This window comes from Neptuniibacter sp. UBA6509, assembly GCA_002435145.1.
Classification (GTDB): Bacteria; Pseudomonadota; Gammaproteobacteria; order Pseudomonadales; family Balneatricaceae; genus Neptuniibacter.
This window is the reverse complement of sequence record DJLT01000024.1, coordinates 10,104-32,757: the sequence shown is the minus strand read 5'-3', so window position 1 is coordinate 32,757 and position 22,654 is coordinate 10,104. Positions and strand designations below refer to the sequence as shown.

Below are 22,654 nucleotides of genomic sequence, written 5' to 3'. Positions count from 1 at the left end.
ATACAACGCACGCCCAAACCGACCATGCCCGCAAATAATCCAACGCCCTTTAGTCCGTTGATACACACTGGAAAGAGGTCGATGAAAAGGGTTGTGAATCCAGTCATAAACCAGATGCATGTAGGGAGCATGTGCAGCTAACGATAGATACTGCGCATATGTTCTGAAAGGGTCAATCACTAAATCTGTACCAAACGACTGTAAATTAGCTGTTGTAACATCAGATTCCGTTCGACTAATAACCATTCGTTCAGGGCAAAGCAACTTACTAGCAATAGAAATAGATAAGTTAACTTGATCATTATTGGTTAACGCCATAACACCAATGCATTTAGGGTGCTGCAGCCCCGCCGCATCTAAAAGATCTGGTAGTGAAGCATCTGCACACAGCGCTGGAACAGACACGGGAAGCTCATCCATTTCCAACGCATCAATTCGCTCTTGATCGATTTCCAGCACAACCACCCTAATTTCTCGTCGCACTAACTGATTTACAACAACCCTGCCTGTGACTCCAAAACCACAAATCAGATAGAACGGCTCATTAAGTTGTTTAACGGTGGCAATAAAAGAGCGGCGACGTAACATGCGCCCAAAAATAGGCTCCTGCAATAAAGCAAGCGCTGTACCTATACCATAAAGCCAAGAGATAACCGTTGCGTAAATACACAACAACGTCCACAAACGTTGAGCCGGTGTAAAGGTATAAGGGAGCTCACCAAAACCAATAGTCGATCCCATAAAAGAAACAAAATAAAACGCATGGAAGAAATCCATACGGTACTCATTACCCTGATCATCAATACCAGGAATAAGTACAAATCCCAAAACCGATACCGAATAGATAACGATTAAGGTGATGAACGGTACTCTTAAGCGGCGTAGAAACAAATAGATGACATTATTCATCGTGGATGCTCAAGTATTGTCCAAAAGAAACTAAACGGTTAACGTCTAAGCATCGCTGTTTCAACCACCAGCAAAATCACAGAGATGATATTAGCTAATAAAGCACCGCCACTTAATGACACAACACTCGACATATTCGACGGGTCCATACCGACACCACTAATCTGCTCCGCATAACCCCAAATTCCAGCACCCACTACCAGCTGCAAATCAGCGACCAGTGATGTTGCCAACATCAGTGCACCAAGATGAGTACGATCACCGAATTTGATAACCGTACAGATCAAACTGACAACTAATGCAGCAAAATATTCATACACATTGTGATGTAAAGGATTGCTAATATCACCTAAGAAAAAACCAAAATTCAGTGTTAAAGCTAACACAATGAAAAATGCGAAAATGACCTTCTCTTTGTTCATAGTGTCCTTCCTACTAGCTGAACGGGATATAGTGTCGATGATTGTAACATTGGGAACAGCTATTTCCATTGTTCCATATTAAGAAGCCCATCAAAAAACCTGCTTCACAGCTGGAACCCTAGCCGTTATTCTTTGTCACTCTATTAAGCTATTACTTTTATTACGTCGTGTTATCCATTTAGCTAAATTGCTAATAGCTATAAATAGACTTTCTTTGTGTTCCAGAACTAAGGCCCATCAGATGTTATTAGCTGCAAAAAAACGAGTGAACAAGCCTCTATTATCCATCACATTAGTATTCACTCTATTACTTTCAAATACTCTTTTCGCTGCCGTAGAAAAAAGTCCGGTAGACCCTAAAGAATACGCCGCGATCACCCTCGAAAATCAACTTAGGGTTTTACTTATCTCTAACCCAGCAGCAGACAAAGCCGCTGCCTCGATGAACGTAGCCGTCGGCTCTAGTGCCAACCCGGAAGACCGAGCAGGCCTAGCTCATTTTCTTGAACACATGCTTTTTTTAGGAACAGCAAAATATCCAAAAGCAGGTGAATATCAGGAATTCATCAGTTCTCATGGAGGCGGACATAATGCTTATACATCACAAGAAAACACCAATTACTTCTTTGATATCAGTGCCGATAATTTAGAACCCGCTCTAGACCGCTTTGCACAATTTTTTATCTCCCCCTTATTTGATGAAAAGTATGTTGACCGCGAACGTCACGCTGTACATTCCGAATATAAAGCAAAAATCAAAGATGATTTCCGCCGTAGTTATGCAATCACTAAGCAGCTAATGAACCAAAAGAATAGCTACAATCGTTTTGCGGTGGGCAATTTAGACACCTTAGTAAATAATGACGAGCGTAGAGTTCGCGAGGATCTACTCGCATTTTACAATCAATATTACTCCGCAAATATCATGACGCTGGTTGTTTTAGGTAAAGAGCCTCTAGAACAGTTAGAAGAGATGGTAATAGGTAAATTTGCAGCGGTTAAAAATCATGAGGCCACGTCATTTAAGACAAATGAACCACTATTCAATGAAGATCAGCTACCTCAGCAAGTAAATATTCAAACCATAAAAGATATTCACTCACTCACTCTCACCTTTCCTACAAATGAAACACGCTCTCATTGGAAAGCTAAACCCCTATATTACATAAGCAGCCTTATGGGTTATGAAGGAGAAGGCAGCTTACTTTCTTTTCTAAAAACCAAAGGCTGGGCAACCTCTCTATCCGCCTCACAAGGGCATAATTTAGCCCACGAAGCGAGCTTTATGGTCAATATTCAGCTCACAGAAGAGGGAGAAAAGGAGTATTTAAAGATCACACAGGCTGTATTCCAATATATCGAGCTACTGAAACAACAAGGGATAAAAGAGTCACTTTATAATGAGGAAAAGCAGCTCAGTGAGATCAGTTTTCGCTTTCAAGAGCAAGCAGAGCCAATACACTTGGTAAGCCGTCTATCAAGCCAGATGCAACACTATCCAACCGAGCTGGCTATATCAGCAGATTATCATTTCGACAATTTTGATCCACTTTTGATCCGTAGTTATTTAGACCAACTAACTCCTGATAACCTATTTATTAGCCTTAAATCAAATAAGCCACAGACTGAGAAGATTGAGCCTTATTACAACGCGCCCTATTCTGTCACTAAGCTTTCTTCTAAGACCCTTAGCGCACTGAAGGTTAATTCGATCAATTCAGCTCTAACTATTCGTAAAGAAAATCCATTTATTGCGGAAGATCTTTCCCTTATCGCTACCGAGAAATCCGAAGAGAAACCTACTCAAATTGATTCAGCTAAAGGTTTCAGTCTCTGGCATAAAACTGAAACACGTTTTAATATTCCTCAAGCCGACCTCTACTTTACAATACAAAGCCCTATTGCTAACCAAACCCCGAACAACTGGGTCCTCAATAAGCTCTATACCCAAATGTTACAAGAGCAGCTAAATGAGACACTATACGATGCCTATTTAGCGGGCTTAAGCACACAAATTTACCCACATCTAAAAGGGTTTACAGTTAGATTATCAGGCTATAATGACAAACTAGACCTCTTGCTTTCTGATGTTTTACACGCCATTAAAAATCCAGATTTTAATGAAGTCCGCTTTAATATTTACAAGCAAAAATATGCCGACGGCCTAGTTAATGCTTTAAAAGATAAGCCTTATAATCAAACCACAGCTCGCCTTTACGAACTTTTACTTCCTCAGTGGAATAACGAAGAGCAAACTGAGGCTCTCAGTCATATCAATATAGAATCACTAAAACAATTTTCATCGCAGTTAATTGCATCACCAAGTCTGAAAGTTTTGACTCATGGTAATTTAGATCGGGACACCTCTTTAAAGATGGGGCAGACCGTTAAAAATGCATTAGTGAACAAATCAGTACTTCCCATACCTGAGATTCACGTTGCTCAAATCCCTAAAAATGACGCGTTAAAAGAAACATTAATAATCAACCACAATGATTCAGCAATTAGTTTACTACTTCAAGGGGAGTCCAATAGTATCCAGGCCCGTGCTGAATTGTCCTTAGTCGCAGAGATTCTGGCCACACCTTTCTATAACGAAATAAGAACTGAAAAGCAGTTAGGTTATATCGTTTTTGCCTCCCCTCTTCAGATGAATAAAACGCCTGCTATCGCCTTTATTGTGCAATCACCAGCAGTCGATGCTGACGCACTGGAAAATAATATCGATGAGTTTTTAAATAAATGGGAAAAGGAGTTACTCGCTGTAAGCCCTGAAAAACTTTCAAAGTTCAAGCGAAGCGTTATCTCTCGAGTTCTGAAAAAGGATAATAAACTATCAACCCAAACAAAACGTTATTGGCGTGAATTGGATTGGGGAGAAACACATTTTGATACCCGGGAACGTTTAGCAGATCGTGTGCAGAAAGTGATGTTATCAGATGTGCAACGTGCGTTCACAACTCTTAAAACTCGCCGCCTAACTGTGAGCAGTACTGGGACGCAATTTGATTCTAACCAAACACAAGAGAATCAACTAAGCGATGAGAAGGTCAGCGAGATATTCTCTAAACTTAAAAAAGATGGGGTTACCGTACCGGACGCTTAAAAGTTAAAAAGTAGATAAAGGGGTCCACCCTTTGTCTACTTTATTTCTACTTCCGTAATTAACAATCAACCGATTAGCTGAATAACAAAGCGCAGCAATTACTGAGCCTGAATGACTTTTCTTTTTTTCTCCTGTGCTTCAATCGGCCTAAAGTAGATCGAATCTTTTTCTTCAGGTTTCACCAGTTCGTCGCACCCTTCCCCTAGCAAAAAGCAACGTGCTTTTTTCTCATCTTTACCAATAGTCACAAAGATCTTATCTTCGCCTTTTAATGGAGGTGTTTTCGGCTTCCCAACAGGAACTTCTTTAACAGTCGGTTTTGTATAAGGAATAATAACCGGTGGAGGCAGATCATTAGGCAGGTCCCTTGCTTTGATTTCAGTCATACGTTCTTTATCAAAGGAACCTCGGCGCCAATCCTTATAAGCTGTCTCACCATCAACGGTGCCATAAAAGTATCCTTCAGGTGCAGTGACCTCATACTTAATCGGCATCACTGTTTCCTCCTCAGCTTGGAGCAAAGGAGAAATCAAAACCAAACTCAACAATATATGTTGCCTAAAAGGCGTCATCAAAAGACTCTTCCATTGGATAAACCGCCTCTGCATAAACAGCAAGCTCTTCAAGAATATGCCGTTTCTCTTCACCTAAATCTTGCTGTGAGTAAAGTTCATTTAAACGTTCGTAAAACTGTTCCATTTTCAAATGCCCTCCCTCTCCATTAATCAGTTTAGCTCGCCTATACTCTTCCCACTGCATCTGTTCCTCAGATGTCAAAGTTGACGGACAGTTGCGTGCTTTATATCGGAACAGCATCTCCTCTAGCCGTACATCTTGAAACGGCAGATCAAGCTCTGAAAGCTCAACAGGGTTCGATGCCCTCACCCGCTCAATCAACTTTTTATCAGTGGCGGAGAAAAAACCACCACTATAAAGCATCATGTCCGGGTCACTATCAGCTTCAAAGGGACTCTCACTATAGATATCGGCAATTTTTGCTGAAAGCCCAGTAAAACTTCGAATCATCTGAAGGTGCGCACGACACGTATCACCGTCAATCTCTAGTCGCGCAGCCTCGTCACTATTTAACATACCAGCAGGGGCAACAATAGGACACTTGTTCACATGTATCTGTTTAAGCGCAATTTTAGGATCAGAGTCTTTTAGCTCTGTATGCTTGGTGTATAAAATTCTACGAATTTCTTCAACCGACAGACTTATTAATGGCTCAGGGTTTACTCTTAGGTCCCAAACCAATACACCATTTTTATTGATAGGATGCGTCGCAATTGGAGCTACAATTGCTGCATTTCCTTGATGCGTGGGATAACGTGAAGACACGTGCAAAACAGGCTTATGAGAGATAGGATCTAATTGGGCCTGTACTGCTTGCTTTGAACGGTTCTTTTGAATGTAATTATATAATTTCGGTTGTTTATCACGCACAAGTTTCGCCATTTCAATCGTGGCGTAAACATCTGATAACGCATCATGCGCATGCCCATGATCGATATTATTTGCTGCGGTTAAATCTTCTAAGCGTAAACTGGGGGTACCATCTTCATATTCAGGCCAATTAATGCCCTCGGGACGCAAGGACCGTGTTAAACGCATCATATCGATAATATCCCAGCGAGAGCAGCCATTTTGCCACTCTCGTGCATAAGGATCATAAAAGTTACGATACAAACCGTATCGCGTCACCTCATCATCAAAACGAATACTATTGTAGCCAACACCACAGGTTCCCGGCCGAGCAAACTGCTCATGAATCTGCGCAAAGAAATCAGCTTCACATACACCTTCCTCTATCGCTTTTTGAGGCGTAATACCAGTGACCAAACAAGCCTCTGGATGAGGTAGTTGATCATCACTTGGCTTACAATAAATCATAATAGGCTCCTCAATAACATTGAGGTTCTCATCTGTACGCACGCCCGCAAATTGGACAGGCCAATCACGCTTAGGGTCGATTCCAAACGTTTCGTAATCGTGCCAAAAAAAAGTCAAAGGCGCCTTAGGCATAATTAATCCTTACAAACCTACAGTTTTGATAGATATAAAAAAGCTGATTAAGATCTATATCCGTTATAAAAAACATTATATAGAATAACCCTATTCCAGATTAACATTTCACGGTTAAGGGTTCATCCATGTCTCATGATCAGGAAGTCACTAATAAAGCATGCCCATGTGGTTCAGGTAAGCCATTTACTTATTGTTGTGAACCGATCGTTCAAGGTCAGAAATCAGCTCCCACTGCTGAAACGCTAATGAGATCGCGTTATACCGCATTCGCTTTAGGTGCCGTTGATTACTTAATCAACACAACTGCGCCTGAAAAGAGAGGCGAAGATGACGCTGATATACTGAATGATCAAGTTAAATATACCAACTGGACCGGATTAAAGATTTTGAGCACAGATCTAGGCGGCCGTTCAGATGAACAAGGTACTGTTGAATTTGAAGCAGCCTTTGAAACGGATGAACAATCCGGTACTTTGTATGAGAAATCAAATTTCAGAAAAGAAAATGGCTTTTGGCTATATGTTGATGGGGATGTAGAGATTAGAACCTAACTCCAGCAACAATGTTATTTTAAAGAATGTTATTTTAAAAATAGTAAAGAGACTTATCTTTTAATGCCCCACTTAAAGCAAAGTGTAGCTACCTAATATGACTTCAGCTTCACTCTGCTTTAAGGGTTTCGCCAATGCTTTTTGGGTTCAGTAACAGATTTTGGCCGTGGTTATATATTATTAAAGAAATTCATACACACCCCTTTATATCTCAAAGCCTTATATACCGGCAATTTCGGAACATCAATTCTCGCATTATGTAACAAATTAGTTCTACTTAGACCTTTTCGTATAATGTCAACGCTGTAAGCACTCAATTTCTGAGTTAGAATATGCCCACTAAGGTGCGATGACTCCATCTAAATATATGTCTTCGCCAAATCTGTTTAGGTAGATATGTTAGCTAGATTTTTTAAGCCCAATTGGCAACACAGCAAATCAGATAAACGTCTTAAAGCGATAGCAAAGTTACGTGCAACTGACGCAGATACTCAATCCATTCTCTCCAAACTAGCTTTGGAAGATAAGGATGAACTCGTTCGTCTTGCTGCCATTGAAAAACTAACCCATTTAGCTTTGCTGATCCAAATCAGCGAACAGCAACCTGAAACTATTCAACAACAATCCTTACACCGTATTAGCCAGCTAATACTGAGTTCTGACTCTGATTGCACATTAAAAGAGAAACAATCGGCACTGTCCGCTTTGAACGATAGCAATTTGCTGACACATATTGCTCTCAACAGTAATGAAGAGAGATTGCGTATTCAGGCTATAAACCAGTTAAGCGATTGCCAAAACCTGCTAGTCATTGCTGAAAAAAGTCAACGTGCAGCCGACCGCATTGCTGCAGCTCAACGAATATCGTCTCGAGAGGCCTTAGAAACTCTCTGCAAGACAGCGCGAAACAGAGATAAAGGTGTATTTAAAGCAGCCAAAGAAAGCCTTCAAGTTATCAGTGATAACGAAGCTGCTGAGCGCGCGCGTAAAGAAAAAATTGCACAGCTCATAGATAAAATAGAACAACTTTCCACTGTTGATTTTAGCTCTTCATTCATCGTTAAACTTGAGATCGTTGAGAGCGAATGGAAACCTTTATCTAGTAGTGCCAGCGAAGAGCAACGTTCATTCTTTCAAATACATCAACAAAAATGCAGCGATACAGTGATCGCTGAAACTAAACGTATTAGAGAAGTCGAGAAACAAGCAGCCTACGAAAAAGAGCAGATGACAAAAAGTCACCTACTCTATTCTGAAATTTGCGTATTGAAAGAAAGTACTAACGCTTCACTAAATCAAGATGAACTAGATAAACTGGAAGATAAGCTGGCGAGTATCGATACGCAATGGACCAGCTTAAGTCCATTCTATTCAAAGCAAGAACAGCAGAGCTATAACAAGATCAAAAGCCAGTTAAACCATTTACTTGATTGTTATAAAACTGTGACGGATTCCATTGAACTAATCACACAATTAACAATCCAGCTATCAAACAATGAAGTAGAACCTAAATCACTTACTAAGCAACTACAAAAAAGTAAGCGCTTTATTAACAAGCTAAACTGGCCGACCTCACATCCAAAGCAAAAGATCCTTATAGATCTAGATACAGCTATAGCAAACGTACAAAAGAAACTAGAACATAAAGACAACCATTTAAATCAACTACATAATGATTTAAAAACTGTCTTAGAAAACCTAGGAATATCCATTAAGCAAGGCGAAATTCGTACTGCTGACAAACAGATCAAAAAAGTTGATCAACTAAGCAAACGCCTTAATGGCAGCCTACCTACGGATCTAGATCTTAAAGCAAAACAGCTTCATGCCGAGCTCCAAGAAATACGCGAATGGCAGGCATATGCTGTCACACCTAAAAAAGAAACCTTATGCCAAGAGATGGAAGCATTATCTGAATCAACACTTCCCGTGCAAGAGAGAGCTAATCAAGTTCGTAGAATTCAAAAAGAGTGGAAGCTTTTGGATGCAACCGATTCAGTACACTCTCAGCAACTGTGGAAGCGCTTTAAGAAAGCATCTGACGCTGCCTACGCCCCTTGTGATCAGCACTTTTCAGAGCAAAGGAAATTACGGCAAAACAACCTTCAAGAACGAGAACTTATCTGTTCAAATCTTGAAAGTTTAACCGTGCCCTCTAGCTCTAATGCTGAAGAGTGGAAAGAATACGAAGATAAAATCCGTCAAGCAAAGCAAGATTGGCGAACATTTTCACCCGTCGATCGCGCCCCAGGTAAAAAACTTCAAGTTAGGCTCGATGCGATCCTATCCATTTGTGATGAACCACTTAAGGCATTTCGTGCAGATAACGCCATTAGAAAGCAGCGTTTAATTGACGAGACTACAGAATTACGCAACTCTAGCGATTATTCTGACGCAACTAATAGCGTTAAAGAGCTACAAAAAGAGTGGAAAACAATCGGTCCAGCACCGCGTAATCAAGAGCGTAAGTTATGGAATCAATTCAGAGAAAACTGTAGCCATATTTTTGAATCATTTTACGAAGGTAAACAACCTGATACAGCTCATAACTCGATCCTACCTTTGCTAGATCAGGCATGCTTGAACATTGAAGAGATAATTAGTTCAAGCTGTAGCATCAGCCGACTAGAAACTGAAATTCATCAAGCACAATCGCTTATCAATGAACTCGATGGTCAAAATGCCTTAGTCCCTGACACAAATAAGAACGCTGTTAAAAAAGGCATTGCTCACCTACAGCAGCTGCAGGAACTTCTACAATCATTCCAAACAGAACCCTATTTAGCTTTAGAACGAAAAGCAGCGATCTGTGAACAACTTGAACACGCCATTTTAGACCAATGCAGCTCAGACGCTCTTAGCGCAATCCAACAAGCTTGGGAAGATGAGCCTCAGAGTGCTCACCCACTAGATGAAGAAATCACTGAACGCTTCTCAACGCTAGTGGCCATAGCTAAGACTCCCGATGCACTCGAAAACACACTCAGCAGGCAGGAACAAAAACTTAGAACACTTTGTATCCGCCTAGAAATTGCATCATCACAGCCATCTCCACTTACAGACCAGGCACTTCGCATGGAATATCAGATGGAGCGCCTGCAACAAGCGCTAGCTGAACAAACCCAAGCATTTAACCTAGCTGAAATTAAGCAATTAGAACAAGAGTGGCTATGCATCCCTTTTGCGGCTCATTTTGAAGAGTTCAATGAACGATTTGAAAATCATTTAGAAGCGGTTTATTAAGCTGAGCAAACGACATAATCTCAAGCTATATATGTACAGACCTGTTAGTAAATAAGTAACAAGCAGGCATAAAAAAACCGCTTTCGCGGTTTTTTTATGCCTATATGTCGTTAAGACATATGCAATCCACCATTCACGGACATATCTGCCCCTGTGATGTAGCCAGATTCATCATCGCATAAGAATGTACACATACGACCAATCTCTTCAGGCGTACCAAAACGGCCTACAGGGATACCTGCACAGATCTGATCCTGTATTTCCTGAGCTATTTTTGCCACCATGGCTGTTTTAATATAACCAGGAGAAACGGTATTAACCGTTACACCCTTGCGTGCAACCTCTTGAGCTAACGCTTTAGTAAAGCCATGAATACCCGCTTTAGCAGCAGAGTAGTTACACTGACCAAACTGACCCTTCTGAGCATTTACTGATGAGATATTGATAACACGGCCCCAACCATTATCAACCATTCCATTGATGACCAATCGCGTCATATGGAACATTGAATCTAGGTTAGCGCTCATTACTTCATCCCACTGCTCCCAGCTCATCTTTTTAAACTGGCCATCACGAGTGATACCTGCGTTGTTGATAAGAATATCAACAGTTCCACCCGTTAACTCCTCAACAGTCGCAATACACTGAGCGCATGACTCAGCATTAGTCACATCTCCATAAGAGACTAAAATATCATAGCCATCTTTCTTCTGCTCTTCCTGCCAAGCTTTCGCTTTATCATGATTACCGCCACTGTTATAACCAGCTACGACACGAAAACCTTCATCCACCAACGTACGGCAAATCGCAGTACCTAGACCACCAGTACCGCCAGTCACGAGTGCAATTTTTTGACTCATGCTTTATCCCCTTATAACGTATATTTACTTTAGTTTTTATCTATTATTATTATCGAATAGGCTATTTAACTGCCTTAACTTGATCATAATGCCATCCATGCATAGATATTAATATGACTTTGGTTGAACAGGCTAAGATAAAACTAATGTAGAAATTTTATAATTCGTTAGACTAGGCACTAAAGTATAAATACGCACATGCAGCATTAACGCTTTTCTAGATAGCGATTCATTCCTCCCCAAGCAAACACAGCAACACATAGATTAGATATCACTAACGACACGAACATCCCTTTCAAATCATATAGATAAGATCCTATCCACGCTAAAGGCAACGCAAACAAAAACAATCTAGCCACACTAATTTGCATGGCCCTGAATGGGTGATGCAGTGCATTAAAACTTGATACTGTCAGGAAGATTACCGCCTGAAAAGCAAAGCCTAACGGGACAATAAAAATCCATAAAATAATTAATGATTTAACAGCATCACGGTCACTGAATAGCCCAGATACCCGTTCAGCAAGCAAAAGCAGCACAACAAACACCAAAGCCTGCCAAACAAGAGAAAAACGAATAGCCAACTGATAGGCTGCTTTAACCCGCTCAATATTTCCCGCACCATAGTTTTGACTAATTAGTGGCGGGAGCGTCATAGACAATGCTAAACATACTAATAGTGCTAGAGACTCAATACGATTCCCTACCCCAAATGCAGCCACAGCCTCAGGGCCATGACGAGCAACTAGATAGGTTAAAACTGCCTGAGCAATTGGCGTCATCATATTCGACAAAGCGGCAGGCAAGCCAATCTTCATTACACTAAAAAAATGTGTTTTTAAGCGAACAAGATTGAACTGCTGTTTAACCAAAAGTCGCTTTTTAACAAATAGAACCTTAATTGCAAAAACAGTAGTGATAGACCAAGCGATCACGCTTGCAATGGCCGCCCCCTCAATCCCTAGTCCCTCAACAGGTCCGAAACCAAAAATAAAGATAGGATCCAGAATAAAATTGAGAAGGGAGGACGCAGCCATAATTAGTGCGGGTGTTTTAGTATCACCCGTGGCACGCAAGCAGGCATTACACACCATATTAATCACAAGAAAGATCGAGCCAAATAACCATATTTCCATATAGCTATTAATCAACGGCATCAGCTCATCAGCGGCTCCCATAAGAGTAAAAACAGGCTCAATAAGTAATTGAAACAGGAAGCTAATCAAAACCATTAAAATAGACACAATGAGAAGATTATCTGTTGCAAGGGAACTAGCATCTTTGCGCCGCTTTTCACCCAGCAGACGTGCGAGTGTAGCCGAAGTGCCAATGCCAAGGCCTATCGCAAGACTAATAACAGTAAAACAAACAGGGAACGTAAAACCGAGAGCAGCTAAAGCATCTGTACCTAAACGACTGACAAAATACAGATCAGCTAAATTAAACAGCATTAGACTGACAATTCCTAACATCATAGGAATTGTCATACGCACTAAGGTAGGCCTAATATCATCAGTAAGAAGATTAGGGGAAGCAGACATGAAGCACCAAAGCTAAAAAGGCAAGAGAGTATCTACCTTAACAACCCTAGCAACCTAATGTCACTGAACTCAATATAAAGAAACTAAAAAGCAGTTCTAAAAGATGGCTATTTAAGCGAAATAGCTTGAGCTTGAACCACTTCCGCTTCTTGGAGGTCACACACCCCTGTTTCGGGGTCACACATAGGCAGTACAACTAGATGATCTAATTCAATGCTAATCCCAAGATCCTCACCAACATCATGATCATGATGACAAGCGGTAATACATGGCAGCACCTCTTCATTATCAAGCTGCACATGATAAAGGTAGTGAGAACCTCTAAACCACTTACTCACAATTCGCCCTGTTAGAGGGCTGTCTTCACAATGCTGAATGTCGTCAGGGCGTATCAATAATTCAACAGACGTTCCGGGAGCGTAACCTAAAGGCTCATCTCCAACTAAACAACCTAATACTGAATCGACAGAATATTCATCTTTAATTGAGCCCTTAAGAAACTCGCCTAAGCCAATAAAATCAGCAACAAAACGAGTTTTGGGTTCATGATAGATGTTAAAAGCAGAACCACACTGCTGAATACGTCCAGCCTGCATAACAGCAACTTTATCCGCCATGGCAAATGCTTCCATCTGGTCATGGGTAACCAGAATTGCACTCATCTCTTCTTTTCTTAGAATATCTCTAATTTCAGGCACTAAGGTTTCCCTTAGATTTGCATCTAAACCAGAAAATGGCTCATCGAGTAACAATAAATCAGGTTTAGGCGCCATAGCCCTCGCTAACGCAATACGTTGCTGCTGCCCTCCAGACAGTGAGTGCGGATAACGCTCTTCCACTTCTGGCAAACCGACCAACTGCAGCAACTCTTCTACTCGAACCTTCTGATCCTTTCTAGACCAAGTTTTAATACCAAAGGTTATGTTATCCGCAATAGTCAGATGAGGAAAAAGAGCAATATCCTGAAAAACCATCCCTATATTGCGCTTTTCAGTTGGCAGAGTCTTACCAACTGTTGAGAGCACTTGGTCTTTCATCTTAATCGTACCGGTCTTTACTTGCTCAAAGCCCGCTATAGAACGCAATAGTGTCGATTTCCCACAGCCACTAGGTCCCAACAAACACCCTATTTCACCTTTACTAAGGGATAAAGACACATTATGTACAATATCCTCTTGGCCATAAGCCAATGTCACATTATCAATGGTGAGGTGGTTTGTTTTATTCATAAATTTAACTTCCAGTTCGCCCTTTAGCTATAGAGCGACTCAACAAAATCACGGGGAGCAATCCAACCACAACGATAAGCAGCGATGCAGGCGCTGCATCAACTAAACGTTCGTCAGAAGCTAATTCAAATGCCCTAACCGCCAACGTATTAAAATTAAATGGTCGTAAAATAAGTGTTGCCGGAAGTTCTTTAAGAACATCCACAAAAACAATGAGCAAGGCTGTTAAAACAGAGCTCTTCATTAACGGTACATGGATCTGCCTTAACACTTGAAGTGGAGTCGAACCTAGAGTCCGAGCTGCGCCATCTAAACTAGGTTTAATCTTATCTAAACCACTTTGTACAGCGCCAAGCGAAACCGCTAAAAAACGAACCGTATACGCAAACAAAAGCGCTACCAACGTACCTGAAAGAATTAAGCCTAGATCAACTCCAAACCAGTTCGAGGCAAGGGCGATAAGTTGATGATCTAACCAAGCAAATGGGATAATAACCCCCACAGCTATAATCGTACCAGGTAATGCATAGCCCATTCCGGCAGTTGCTACAGAGAAACTGACAATTTTCCGAGGATTCAAACGCTTAGCATAAGCCAGAATCAAAGCAAAACCTACAGCGATCAACGCCGCTAGAAACGCTAGGTAAAACGAGTTCCAAGCCAATTGCGCAAAAGCCCCGTCAGATAAATCGGCTTGAGTAAAACTCCAATAAGCGAGCTGAATTGCAGGAATTAGAAAACCAAACAATACCGGAATTAAACAGATGAAATAGGCCATCGCCGCTTTCCAACCAGCTAAAGGAATTAATTTAGCCTTTGCCTTGTACTCTGCAGACGAGTGATAGCGCGCTTTTCGCCTTGAATATTTTTCTACCAAAACCAATAAAGCGACAAAACCTAACAGAAAAGCAGCTAGCTGAGCCGCAGCGGCTGAATCACCAAATCCATAAAATGTTCTAAAAATACCTGTAGTAAAGGTACTCACACCGAAGTATTGAACCGTTCCATAATCCGCAAGTGTTTCCATCAACGCTAAAGTTAAACCTGCAATAATCGCGGGTCTAGCGAGTGGCAACGCCAACTTAAACAACCCCTGCCACTGGTTGTATCCCAAAGTACGACTCACTTCGAGCGTACTCGCAGATTGTTCAAGAAAGGCCGCTCGACTCAACAAATAAACATAGGGGTAAAGCACTAACGCTAGCATCACAACCGCGCCCGGAAGGGAGCGTATCTCGAAAAACCAGTACTCACCATAACCCAAACCCGTGATCTCTCTTATGGCAACCTGAACAGGCCCCGCATAATCAAGTAAACCAGTGTATGTATAAGCAATAATGTAAGCTGGCACCGCCAGTGGGAGTAAAAGCGCCCATGCGAAGATCTTCCTGCCAGGGAAATCACAGACACTGGTCAACCAAGCGGTCGGAATTCCAAGTAAAAGCACTCCCGCCCCAACACCGAACATAAGCAGAAGTGAATTTGTAACGTAATCAATTAAAACGGTATCGTATAAATGGGAGAAAACATCAACAGAACCTTTAAAGACAAACCCAATAATAACCGCAATGGGTAATGCTAGGATCAACACGATTAACAACGAACTCAAAGAGAGTCCACTGATTCGGTTAGTGCGTTTTGATGTTTTAACTACAGACATGAACTTAGCTCAAAAACATAAAACGCTGACATAATAGTATGCCAACGTTTCGGGAGTCGTATTCTAACATTTATCGCCATAATGGCAGCAAATAAAAGAGGGTTATTTCCAGCCCGCGCGATCCATTAGTTCAACAGCAGCGCGGTTATTTTCACCCAATTTACTTAAATCAATATCATCAGCCTTGAATTGCCCTAAGCCGTCCAATACATCAGAAACTTTAGCACCCGATACGACTGGGTATTCATTATTCTCTTCACCATACCAAGCCTGAGATTCATCAGAGGCCATGAATTCCATCAATTTCACAGCATTTCCTAAATTACGCGCATGCTTAGTCACACCAACACCGCTGACGTTCATATGAACACCGCGATCAGTTTGGTTTGGCCAAAAAGCTGTTAACTTAGACGCAACAGCCTGGCTTTCCTCATCTGTACTTTTCAACAATCGTCCAAAGTAATATGTATTTGCAATAGCAATATCACACACACCTGCAGCAGCGGCTTTCAGCTGATCAGTGTCTCCACCCGCTGGAGGCTTAGCAAAATTAGCTACGAGCCCTTTTGCCCAAACTTCTGTAGCCTCAACACCGTTTGCATCAATCATAGAAGCAACTAAAGACTGATTATAGATATTACTGGATGAGCGTACGCAAATTCGCTTTTTCCATTTAGGATCGGCCAGATCTTCGTAGGTAGTTAATTCAGCTGGATCAACCTTCCCTTTAACATAAAAAATTGTACGTGCACGCTGAGTCATGCCGTACCAATATCCATCCCTATCTTTTAAATTAGCTGGAATGAGTTCTTCTAAAACTGCGCTTTTCGCCACTTGTAGAACACCCGCTTCTTTTGCACGGTGTAGGCGACCTGCATCAACCGTTACAAAAAGATCCGCAGGCGATGCACTTCCTTCTACTTCTAGACGCTTGAGAAGCGCATCTGCTTTACCTGTAACTAAATTAACCGTAATACCTGTATCTTGGGTAAAGCGGTCAAACAATGGCTTTATAAGTGCTTCTTTACGAGCAGAATAAACATTCACCAAGCCTGATTCTTCAGCAAAAACAGACGTAGGTAATAGCGCTGAAACGGAAACAACAGCGGCAGCACCTACCGCAACAAATAACTTACCTAAAGCAGTTCTATTCATGGACAAACCTACAACTTACGCAACATGTTAATTTAATGAAATACGAATTCAATCATAAACGATAACCGTTATCATTGATATATATCTACTAAATAGTTAAGACTTAAAGACCGATTTAAAATATTGAATACACTCACGTGCAATCATAGCTACCTCTCTAAAAGGAGATAAATATATAAATATGATATTTTGCTCACCTTTAAGCACTTTTTTAGACAAACCAAATTCAATCCGCTCATGTTTAGATGACTTAACTAAACTCTTTCCCATACGATCCCATATAGCCAAAATAACTCCATAGTTTTTATCAAAGTGTTTCGGCTCTACAGAATGATGAATTTGATGCTGAGCAGGTGAGATTAAAATACTTTCTAACCAACCCCAGTAGCGCAATCCAATATGGGAATGACGTAAATTTGAACCCATCATGTTAAACACAAACGTAAACACACCCACACCCAATACTGTATACAGATCAACCCTACCGCCAAAGAAGAATATAAAAATAGCCATAACAGAAGCCTGAACGATCACCGACCTCATAGCAAAAACCAATCCTTCGACCGGGTGAGTTCTAAATACTGTCATTGGAGTCATTGTTCTAGCAGAATGATGAACTTTGTGGAAAGCCCACAAGAAAGGCACTTCATGTAATAGCTTATGCACATAAAAACGCGCAAAGTCATCAAGCAGAAAATAACAGAGTGTAAAGAGGGCAATAATTGAAATATCTGGCCAGCTCTCCCCTATAATCGTTCGATAGCCAATACTTTCATGTAAAAACGTAAACAACCAAGTAGCGGCAGCAAGCTGAGTGAGCAATAGAGGGGCTAGAAAAAAGAATGTTAATTTATTAATAAAAAAAATTGCATAGTCTGCTTTAGCTGAAGAAGACCACCAAATTTCACTGCTAAAAATTTCCCTAAAAGCTTCGCGAGTGTTTTGTTTAGCACTCCACCTCAACCATATCACGGCAAGCAGCAACCCAATCAACAGATACCCATAAAACACACGCTTTTTGGGATCTGTAAATGTAGTAATAAACTGCTGATAGAACTCTAAGGCAAGTGATTCGATTGTATATGACTCATCTATAACAAACTAAAACAAAAAAACCAGTCTCCTTACGAAGACCGGTTCAATTTAATCAATAAAGATTAATCATTTTCTACATAGCCACCGGAGCTTAGCTTACCAGCCAAATCACCCATATCAGCCAATACATCCTTGTTACGCGCTTTAACGCCAAACTGATCAACCATCAGCTGCTGAACTTTCAACATATGCAGCATATATTGCTTCATATCAGCAGAAGAAGCTTGAATGTAATTACCTTTTGAATCGACTCCAATAACCTGAGTATTGCCTAGTAAAACCGGACTAAAGCCGATCAAACGATTAAGTTTAACCGCCGTTTCGCCTAGGTTCTCATTACCTGTTTGAAGCGCTAACGCAAAACCTTTCAACTCTCCCCAATGCTTAGCATAAGCACGGAAATCGGCAGCAATGTCACCATTAGTTTCAATTAGTTTATTCAACTTCTGCAAGTCTTTATAAGTAGAACCTGCATACTTAAACACAGCTTCAGCAATCACCATTTGCCAGTTATCTGCAATAGTTGCTGCATAGCCTTTCAACTCAGTACGCTGCGCATCTGTTAGATTTACACCTTTTGCTTCAGTAAGCAATAAACGACCATCTACAAAAGCTTGAACAATGTTATGTAGATAAGTTGTTTTGCCACCTTTATCAAAACCAGCCGCATAATAAGCGTGCGCATAAGTCATCTCATTGTATAAAGAAGCTTTACCATCTTTATTGAAATCAGCTAAAACTAAAGCGTCCTCTTTTTGCTTAGCGATGTTATATACATCTTCAGCACTCAGATTAAGTGTATTTGCCGGCCCGCCAAAGTAACCGAAAGCCTCATCCCAAACATGCTCCTTACCTGTGTACGGCTTACCAGGCTTATACGCTTGACCGTTAGGCTTAGTGTCAGCGTCTAACTTTTCATCCAGATAGTTATCAACCGCTTGGTTATAAAAAACAGCACCCATAATAAATTTAGAGATAAGCTGCTGATAATCATAGCCCGTTAGCGGATCAAAACCCTTGTTCGCGGACGATGCTTTGTCGATCATGAAGCCTAAAACTTCAGGACCAGTCATACCACCCGGCCAGCCAGTCACGGCCCCTTTGTAAGTTTTACCCGCTAAGTTTTTTTCCTTAGACAAAACATCAACATTGTTCTCAGCAACAACAAAGCCACCTTTACTCACAGGAGAAAGAATAGCGCGGCCTTCAGCTTTGCCTTCAAAGTAAGCAAGCATTTTTGCTTTTAGTTCAGCATTTTCTTGGCCATTACCCTGGCCGGACAATGTCTTTAAAGATGTGTGTAAAACTTGACGTGCAGCTTGTCCGCCATAGGAAACGGAGTGCTTAGCATCACCCTCATAAGCTTTAACCGTTACAGGAAAATCAGCATAATTTTGCGCTGCGTTAACATTCATCGCAGCTGCGATAGCCATACTGGAAACAAGAAGATTAAGCTTCACGGAATACCCCTTCAAAACTCTTAGATAACGATTACTCAGAAATTAAGCAGCAAGTTAACACAACACAAAAGAGAATACTACCGATAAACATTCTCATTTAGATGTAGATCATCAATAGTTGATCCAGATTAATGTTCGCATCATTTAATTTTGCTCTATAAAATTAACCTCGTTATCAATCACTCATCCTGATAGAGCCAATACAGCTGACATATATGAATCTTATCCTTCTCAATCAAAACGACTTTAAATCACCCACTCTCGCTCAACTGAGTGATCGACGTTTTGAGCATATTTACAACATTCATAAACCTAAAATAGGTGATTCATTAAAAATCGGCTTAATCAACGGGATGATAGGGGAAGCGATCGTAACTGAACTCTCCGATTCAGGTGTCGAGCTCAAGATCAATCTCAATAAACCTTCCCCTTCACCACTTCCTACGACTCTAGTGCTCGCTCTTCCGAGGCCAAAAATGCTAAAAAGAATCCTGCAAACTGTCGCTGCAATGGGTGTAAAAGAGCTGTACCTTATCAATTCCTATAGAGTAGATAAAAGCTATTGGGGCAGCCCCATACTTGAACATCAAATAGAAGAAAATCTACTTTTAGGCCTTGAACAGGCCGGTGACACATTGCTGCCAAATGTTTATTTGAGGAAACGATTCAAACCGTTTGTAGAAGATGAATTGCCCGAGATAGCGCAGAATACAAGAGCATTGATCGCGCACCCATACAATGCTACCCCATGCCCGCAGGCTGAAGATATCCCAACAACCTTAGTTATTGGCCCTGAAGGCGGATTTATCCCGTACGAGGTTGAAAAGCTAAATGCGTGTGGATTTGACTCCATTCATATTGGTGAACGTATTTTAAGGGTGGAAAACGCAGTCCCTGCTCTACTCTCTCGGTTATTTCCAATTTAAAAAACTAAATCAAGAATCAACCTAGCTTTACACCTAGCACTACAACCCAATTTTAGCTCAACTTTTCTAGATACCTATCCCAATCAAAGGCGGGACCCGGATCTGTTTTTCTACCCGGCGCAATATCTGAATGCCCGACGATTCGACCCGCCTTAATTGCTGGGAACTTAGATTGAATATCTTTTGTAATAGCCACCAGCCTCTCATATTGCTCAGAGGTGAATGATTGATGATCAGTACCTTCTAGCTCGATACCGATTGAAAAGTCATTGCAGTTTTCAATGCCATCATGACACGACACACCGGCATGCCATGCTCTCTTTGTTAAAGGTACAAATTGTACGACTCGACCTGAGCGCTCAATCAAAAGGTGCGCTGATACCTGTAACTCTTTTATGCTGTCAAAAAACTCATGCTCTGCCACGGGTAAACGATTTTGAAAAAACTGCTCAATATAACCTCCACCATACTGCCCTGGAGGCAAACTTATATTATGTATAACCAGTAAAGAGATCCCAGCCCCTTCAGGCCGATCATTAAAATTGGGTGATAAAACCCTATCAGCAACCGCCAACCAATCATTTTCGTTGTTTACAACCATGATCCCCTATCCGCTATAGCCTAGATTCGCTAGAATTGTCATCTATAAAATAGTAATCCATTCTCTACTCGCAATAATAACAGGGGCAGCCCTCTGTTTATCGCATTATCATCAGGAAATTAACATGTTGAAACGCGCAGATATACAACACCTTATTCCAGACGCAGTCGCTTATGCTTTGCGTGAAGATATTGGTAGCGGGGATATCACTGCGCAGCTTATTCCTGAAGAACAAACAGCAACCGCTAGAATTATTAGCCGACAGGAAGCTGTCATTTGCGGTATTGATTGGGTCAATGAAGTATTCAAACAGGTCGATCCTTCACTTTCGCTAGATTGGCAAGTTGACGATGGTGATCTTGTAAAGCCAGACCAAGTTCTTTTTTACGCTAAAGGCTCAGCTCGCCATCTGCTAACCGCAGAAAGAGCGGCGCTTAACTTTTTACAGACCCTTTCGGCGGCGGCCACAGTGAGTAAATTTTATGCTGACAAAGTCGCAAACACGAACGTAAAGCTCCTTGATACCCGAAAGACGCTTCCTGGCCTTCGCTTCGCACAAAAATATGCCGTGACTTGTGGAGGCTGCTTTAACCACCGTATAGGTCTATTTGATGCGTTCCTCATCAAAGAAAACCACATTATGGCGTGTGGCGGTATTAAAGAAGCGATCAGCACCGCCAAAGTTAATGAGCCAGGAAAGCCCGTTGAGGTTGAAGTCGAAACCATGGACGAGCTGAAACAGGCACTTAATGCTGGCGCAGACATCATTATGCTGGATAACTTTTCTTTAGAAGATATGCGGAAGTCGGTTGAAATCACTCGCGGCATTGCAAAATTAGAAGCCTCTGGCGGTATTACCGATGCAACCCTTCTACCGATCGCTGAAACAGGCGTAGATTACATCTCCATCGGCGCACTCACAAAGCACTGTGAAGCAATTGATCTATCTATGCGCTTACTTGAAGACTAATCACCTTCCTAAATTTTAGCTAACGCGCAATAAAAAAGGCTAAACGCAAAAAACGTTTAGCCTTTTAAAATATTCAGTTATATAACTCAGAATTTTTTGGATGTTATTGACACTGACTTGCAGCCAACTCTTTCCAATCATCTTCTTTCTGAATTAATACAACATCATAAACTTCGACAGCAACAGTCGTAATACCTTTAGACTTTAAAACCTGACACGCTTTATCTGCTGCATGATGTGGATTAGTCTGTCCTTCTACCACCCCTATCGCCAACACGGAATCATCATGCCACCACACTGGCCGTGCTGGAAACTCCTCTAGATCTAATAATGAGTTCTCGACCGCGATTTTAGCCTGCGGTGTTAAAGAAACAGTAGAGTTAGCAATATACCAAGTTACGCCCACGCAGGCGGCGATTAGAATAATTATTATGGTTCGTTTCATTAAATTTCACATTTTTGCATAAAAAAAGCGCAAAAATGCGCTTTTTAAATACAATTACAGTTTTAATCGTCGCACAAGCCATCATCAATACAAGAGCTACCTGCATCAACCTGCCATGTTACCTGACCACCAGCAGTACTTACAGCCTGCAACAGATAAGAAATACCACCCACGGCACCTGAACCAACTGCACTAATTAAACCAGTTGTATTCAACGCTACAGAAGCTACATACTCACCACCCGCAGAGCCTCTCAGAGCGGCGCTTACTGTATTATCATTATCCCCATCACAATCTGTAAATGTACCCTCTTTTGAATAACACACTTCAAATGCACTTTTTATCGACGAAGTAGCATTTACTACTTCAGTAAATTTCGCTCTCTGCGTATATGTCTGGTAAGCAGGCAATGCAATCGCCGCCAAAATACCGATAATCGCAACAACGATCATT

General features: G+C 41.3%; 19 protein-coding genes. 5 read left to right on the top strand and 14 right to left on the bottom strand.

The window, feature by feature from the left end; genetic code table 11:
• Both B4K11_RS03405 and B4K11_RS03400 read right to left on the bottom strand, forming a co-directional pair.
• Positions 1 to 909, bottom strand: a 909-nt coding sequence (locus tag B4K11_RS03405; RefSeq protein WP_292959233.1) for a potassium channel family protein, incomplete at its 3' end; no start/stop codon positions are given.
• 38 nt (positions 910 to 947) lie between these two features.
• Positions 948 to 1,331, bottom strand: a complete 384-nt coding sequence (locus B4K11_RS03400) for a DUF6394 family protein (RefSeq protein ID WP_292949843.1) — start codon at positions 1,329 to 1,331, stop codon at positions 948 to 950.
• Positions 1,332 to 1,572: 241 nt separating this feature from the next.
• Between B4K11_RS03400 and B4K11_RS03395 the strand changes: the two genes are divergently transcribed.
• Complete coding sequence (locus B4K11_RS03395) at positions 1,573 to 4,437, top strand: insulinase family protein (protein ID WP_292949842.1); 2,865 nt, start codon at positions 1,573 to 1,575, stop codon at positions 4,435 to 4,437.
• A gap of 98 nt (positions 4,438 to 4,535) precedes the next feature.
• On the opposite strand, the gene B4K11_RS03390 is transcribed toward B4K11_RS03395, so the two are convergent.
• Both B4K11_RS03390 and sbcB read right to left on the bottom strand, forming a co-directional pair.
• A complete protein-coding gene (locus tag B4K11_RS03390; protein ID WP_292959232.1) occupies positions 4,536 to 4,934 on the bottom strand; it encodes a hypothetical protein in 399 nt (132 codons plus the stop codon).
• Positions 4,935 to 4,995: 61 nt separating this feature from the next.
• Positions 4,996 to 6,462: an exodeoxyribonuclease I gene (gene sbcB / locus B4K11_RS03385; RefSeq protein ID WP_292949838.1), complete on the bottom strand. Its 1,467-nt coding sequence runs from the start codon at positions 6,460 to 6,462 to the stop codon at positions 4,996 to 4,998.
• A gap of 128 nt (positions 6,463 to 6,590) precedes the next feature.
• On the opposite strand from sbcB, the gene B4K11_RS03380 reads away from it, so the two are divergent.
• The gene (locus B4K11_RS03380) at positions 6,591 to 7,016 is read left to right on the top strand and encodes a YchJ family protein (protein WP_292949836.1); all 426 of its coding nucleotides are present in this window, start codon (positions 6,591 to 6,593) and stop codon (positions 7,014 to 7,016) included.
• Positions 7,017 to 7,412: 396 nt separating this feature from the next.
• Complete coding sequence (locus tag B4K11_RS03375) at positions 7,413 to 10,259, top strand: DUF349 domain-containing protein (protein WP_292949834.1); 2,847 nt, start codon at positions 7,413 to 7,415, stop codon at positions 10,257 to 10,259.
• Between the two features lie 110 nt (positions 10,260 to 10,369).
• Here B4K11_RS03375 and phbB read toward each other — a convergent pair whose 3' ends face one another.
• The 7 genes from phbB to B4K11_RS03340 form a co-directional block, all read right to left on the bottom strand.
• Positions 10,370 to 11,119 carry an acetoacetyl-CoA reductase gene (gene phbB, locus B4K11_RS03370; protein WP_292949832.1) on the bottom strand — a complete coding sequence of 250 codons (750 nt, stop codon included), beginning with the start codon at positions 11,117 to 11,119 and terminating at the stop codon, positions 10,370 to 10,372.
• Positions 11,120 to 11,325: 206 nt separating this feature from the next.
• Positions 11,326 to 12,660: an MATE family efflux transporter gene (locus tag B4K11_RS03365; protein ID WP_292949831.1), complete on the bottom strand. Its 1,335-nt coding sequence runs from the start codon at positions 12,658 to 12,660 to the stop codon at positions 11,326 to 11,328.
• Between the two features lie 107 nt (positions 12,661 to 12,767).
• Positions 12,768 to 13,889: an ABC transporter ATP-binding protein gene (locus B4K11_RS03360; protein ID WP_292949829.1), complete on the bottom strand. Its 1,122-nt coding sequence runs from the start codon at positions 13,887 to 13,889 to the stop codon at positions 12,768 to 12,770.
• Positions 13,890 to 13,893: 4 nt separating this feature from the next.
• On the bottom strand, positions 13,894 to 15,549 hold the full coding sequence (locus B4K11_RS03355; RefSeq protein WP_292959231.1) for an ABC transporter permease: 1,656 nt from the start codon (positions 15,547 to 15,549) through the stop codon (positions 13,894 to 13,896).
• 102 nt (positions 15,550 to 15,651) lie between these two features.
• Positions 15,652 to 16,704: a Fe(3+) ABC transporter substrate-binding protein gene (locus tag B4K11_RS03350; RefSeq protein ID WP_292959230.1), complete on the bottom strand. Its 1,053-nt coding sequence runs from the start codon at positions 16,702 to 16,704 to the stop codon at positions 15,652 to 15,654.
• 96 nt (positions 16,705 to 16,800) lie between these two features.
• Positions 16,801 to 17,697, bottom strand: a complete 897-nt coding sequence (locus tag B4K11_RS03345; protein WP_292957082.1) for a sterol desaturase family protein — start codon at positions 17,695 to 17,697, stop codon at positions 16,801 to 16,803.
• A 164-nt stretch (positions 17,698 to 17,861) separates the two neighbouring features.
• Positions 17,862 to 19,259, bottom strand: coding sequence for a DUF4856 domain-containing protein (locus B4K11_RS03340; protein ID WP_292957085.1), 1,398 nt, complete (start codon positions 19,257 to 19,259; stop codon positions 17,862 to 17,864).
• Positions 19,260 to 19,474: 215 nt separating this feature from the next.
• Between B4K11_RS03340 and B4K11_RS03335 the strand changes: the two genes are divergently transcribed.
• A complete protein-coding gene (locus B4K11_RS03335; RefSeq protein WP_292957088.1) occupies positions 19,475 to 20,185 on the top strand; it encodes a 16S rRNA (uracil(1498)-N(3))-methyltransferase in 711 nt (236 codons plus the stop codon).
• A gap of 52 nt (positions 20,186 to 20,237) precedes the next feature.
• Here B4K11_RS03335 and ampD read toward each other — a convergent pair whose 3' ends face one another.
• Positions 20,238 to 20,786, bottom strand: coding sequence for a 1,6-anhydro-N-acetylmuramyl-L-alanine amidase AmpD (gene ampD / locus B4K11_RS03330; RefSeq protein WP_292957091.1), 549 nt, complete (start codon positions 20,784 to 20,786; stop codon positions 20,238 to 20,240).
• A gap of 124 nt (positions 20,787 to 20,910) precedes the next feature.
• Between ampD and nadC the strand changes: the two genes are divergently transcribed.
• Positions 20,911 to 21,756: a carboxylating nicotinate-nucleotide diphosphorylase gene (nadC, locus tag B4K11_RS03325; RefSeq protein WP_292957094.1), complete on the top strand. Its 846-nt coding sequence runs from the start codon at positions 20,911 to 20,913 to the stop codon at positions 21,754 to 21,756.
• A gap of 103 nt (positions 21,757 to 21,859) precedes the next feature.
• Here nadC and B4K11_RS03320 read toward each other — a convergent pair whose 3' ends face one another.
• On the bottom strand, positions 21,860 to 22,201 hold the full coding sequence (locus tag B4K11_RS03320) for a hypothetical protein (RefSeq protein ID WP_292957097.1): 342 nt from the start codon (positions 22,199 to 22,201) through the stop codon (positions 21,860 to 21,862).
• Positions 22,202 to 22,263: 62 nt separating this feature from the next.
• Positions 22,264 to 22,653 (bottom strand): pilin, encoded by a 390-nt coding sequence (locus B4K11_RS03315; protein ID WP_292959229.1) that lies wholly within the window; start codon positions 22,651 to 22,653, stop codon positions 22,264 to 22,266.
• Position 22,654 lies beyond the last annotated feature (1 nt).

Excerpts from the sequence above, each read along its gene's own strand:
- B4K11_RS03375 (WP_292949834.1), top strand. The coding sequence starts at position 7,413 with ATGTTAGCTAGATTTTTTAAGCCCAATTGGCAACACAGCAAATCAGAT.
- phbB (WP_292949832.1), bottom strand. The coding sequence starts at position 11,119 with ATGAGTCAAAAAATTGCACTCGTGACTGGCGGTACTGGTGGTCTAGGT.
- sbcB (WP_292949838.1), bottom strand. The coding sequence starts at position 6,462 with ATGCCTAAGGCGCCTTTGACTTTTTTTTGGCACGATTACGAAACGTTT.
- B4K11_RS03335 (WP_292957088.1), top strand. The coding sequence starts at position 19,475 with ATGAATCTTATCCTTCTCAATCAAAACGACTTTAAATCACCCACTCTC.
- B4K11_RS03320 (WP_292957097.1), bottom strand. The coding sequence starts at position 22,201 with ATGAAACGAACCATAATAATTATTCTAATCGCCGCCTGCGTGGGCGTA.
- B4K11_RS03400 (WP_292949843.1), bottom strand. The coding sequence starts at position 1,331 with ATGAACAAAGAGAAGGTCATTTTCGCATTTTTCATTGTGTTAGCTTTA.
- B4K11_RS03380 (WP_292949836.1), top strand. The coding sequence starts at position 6,591 with ATGTCTCATGATCAGGAAGTCACTAATAAAGCATGCCCATGTGGTTCA.
- B4K11_RS03395 (WP_292949842.1), top strand. The coding sequence starts at position 1,573 with ATGTTATTAGCTGCAAAAAAACGAGTGAACAAGCCTCTATTATCCATC.
- B4K11_RS03350 (WP_292959230.1), bottom strand. The coding sequence starts at position 16,704 with ATGAATAGAACTGCTTTAGGTAAGTTATTTGTTGCGGTAGGTGCTGCC.
- B4K11_RS03360 (WP_292949829.1), bottom strand. The coding sequence starts at position 13,889 with ATGAATAAAACAAACCACCTCACCATTGATAATGTGACATTGGCTTAT.
- ampD (WP_292957091.1), bottom strand. The coding sequence starts at position 20,786 with ATGGTTGTAAACAACGAAAATGATTGGTTGGCGGTTGCTGATAGGGTT.
- B4K11_RS03355 (WP_292959231.1), bottom strand. The coding sequence starts at position 15,549 with ATGTCTGTAGTTAAAACATCAAAACGCACTAACCGAATCAGTGGACTC.
- B4K11_RS03315 (WP_292959229.1), bottom strand. The coding sequence starts at position 22,653 with ATGATCGTTGTTGCGATTATCGGTATTTTGGCGGCGATTGCATTGCCT.
- B4K11_RS03365 (WP_292949831.1), bottom strand. The coding sequence starts at position 12,660 with ATGTCTGCTTCCCCTAATCTTCTTACTGATGATATTAGGCCTACCTTA.
- nadC (WP_292957094.1), top strand. The coding sequence starts at position 20,911 with ATGTTGAAACGCGCAGATATACAACACCTTATTCCAGACGCAGTCGCT.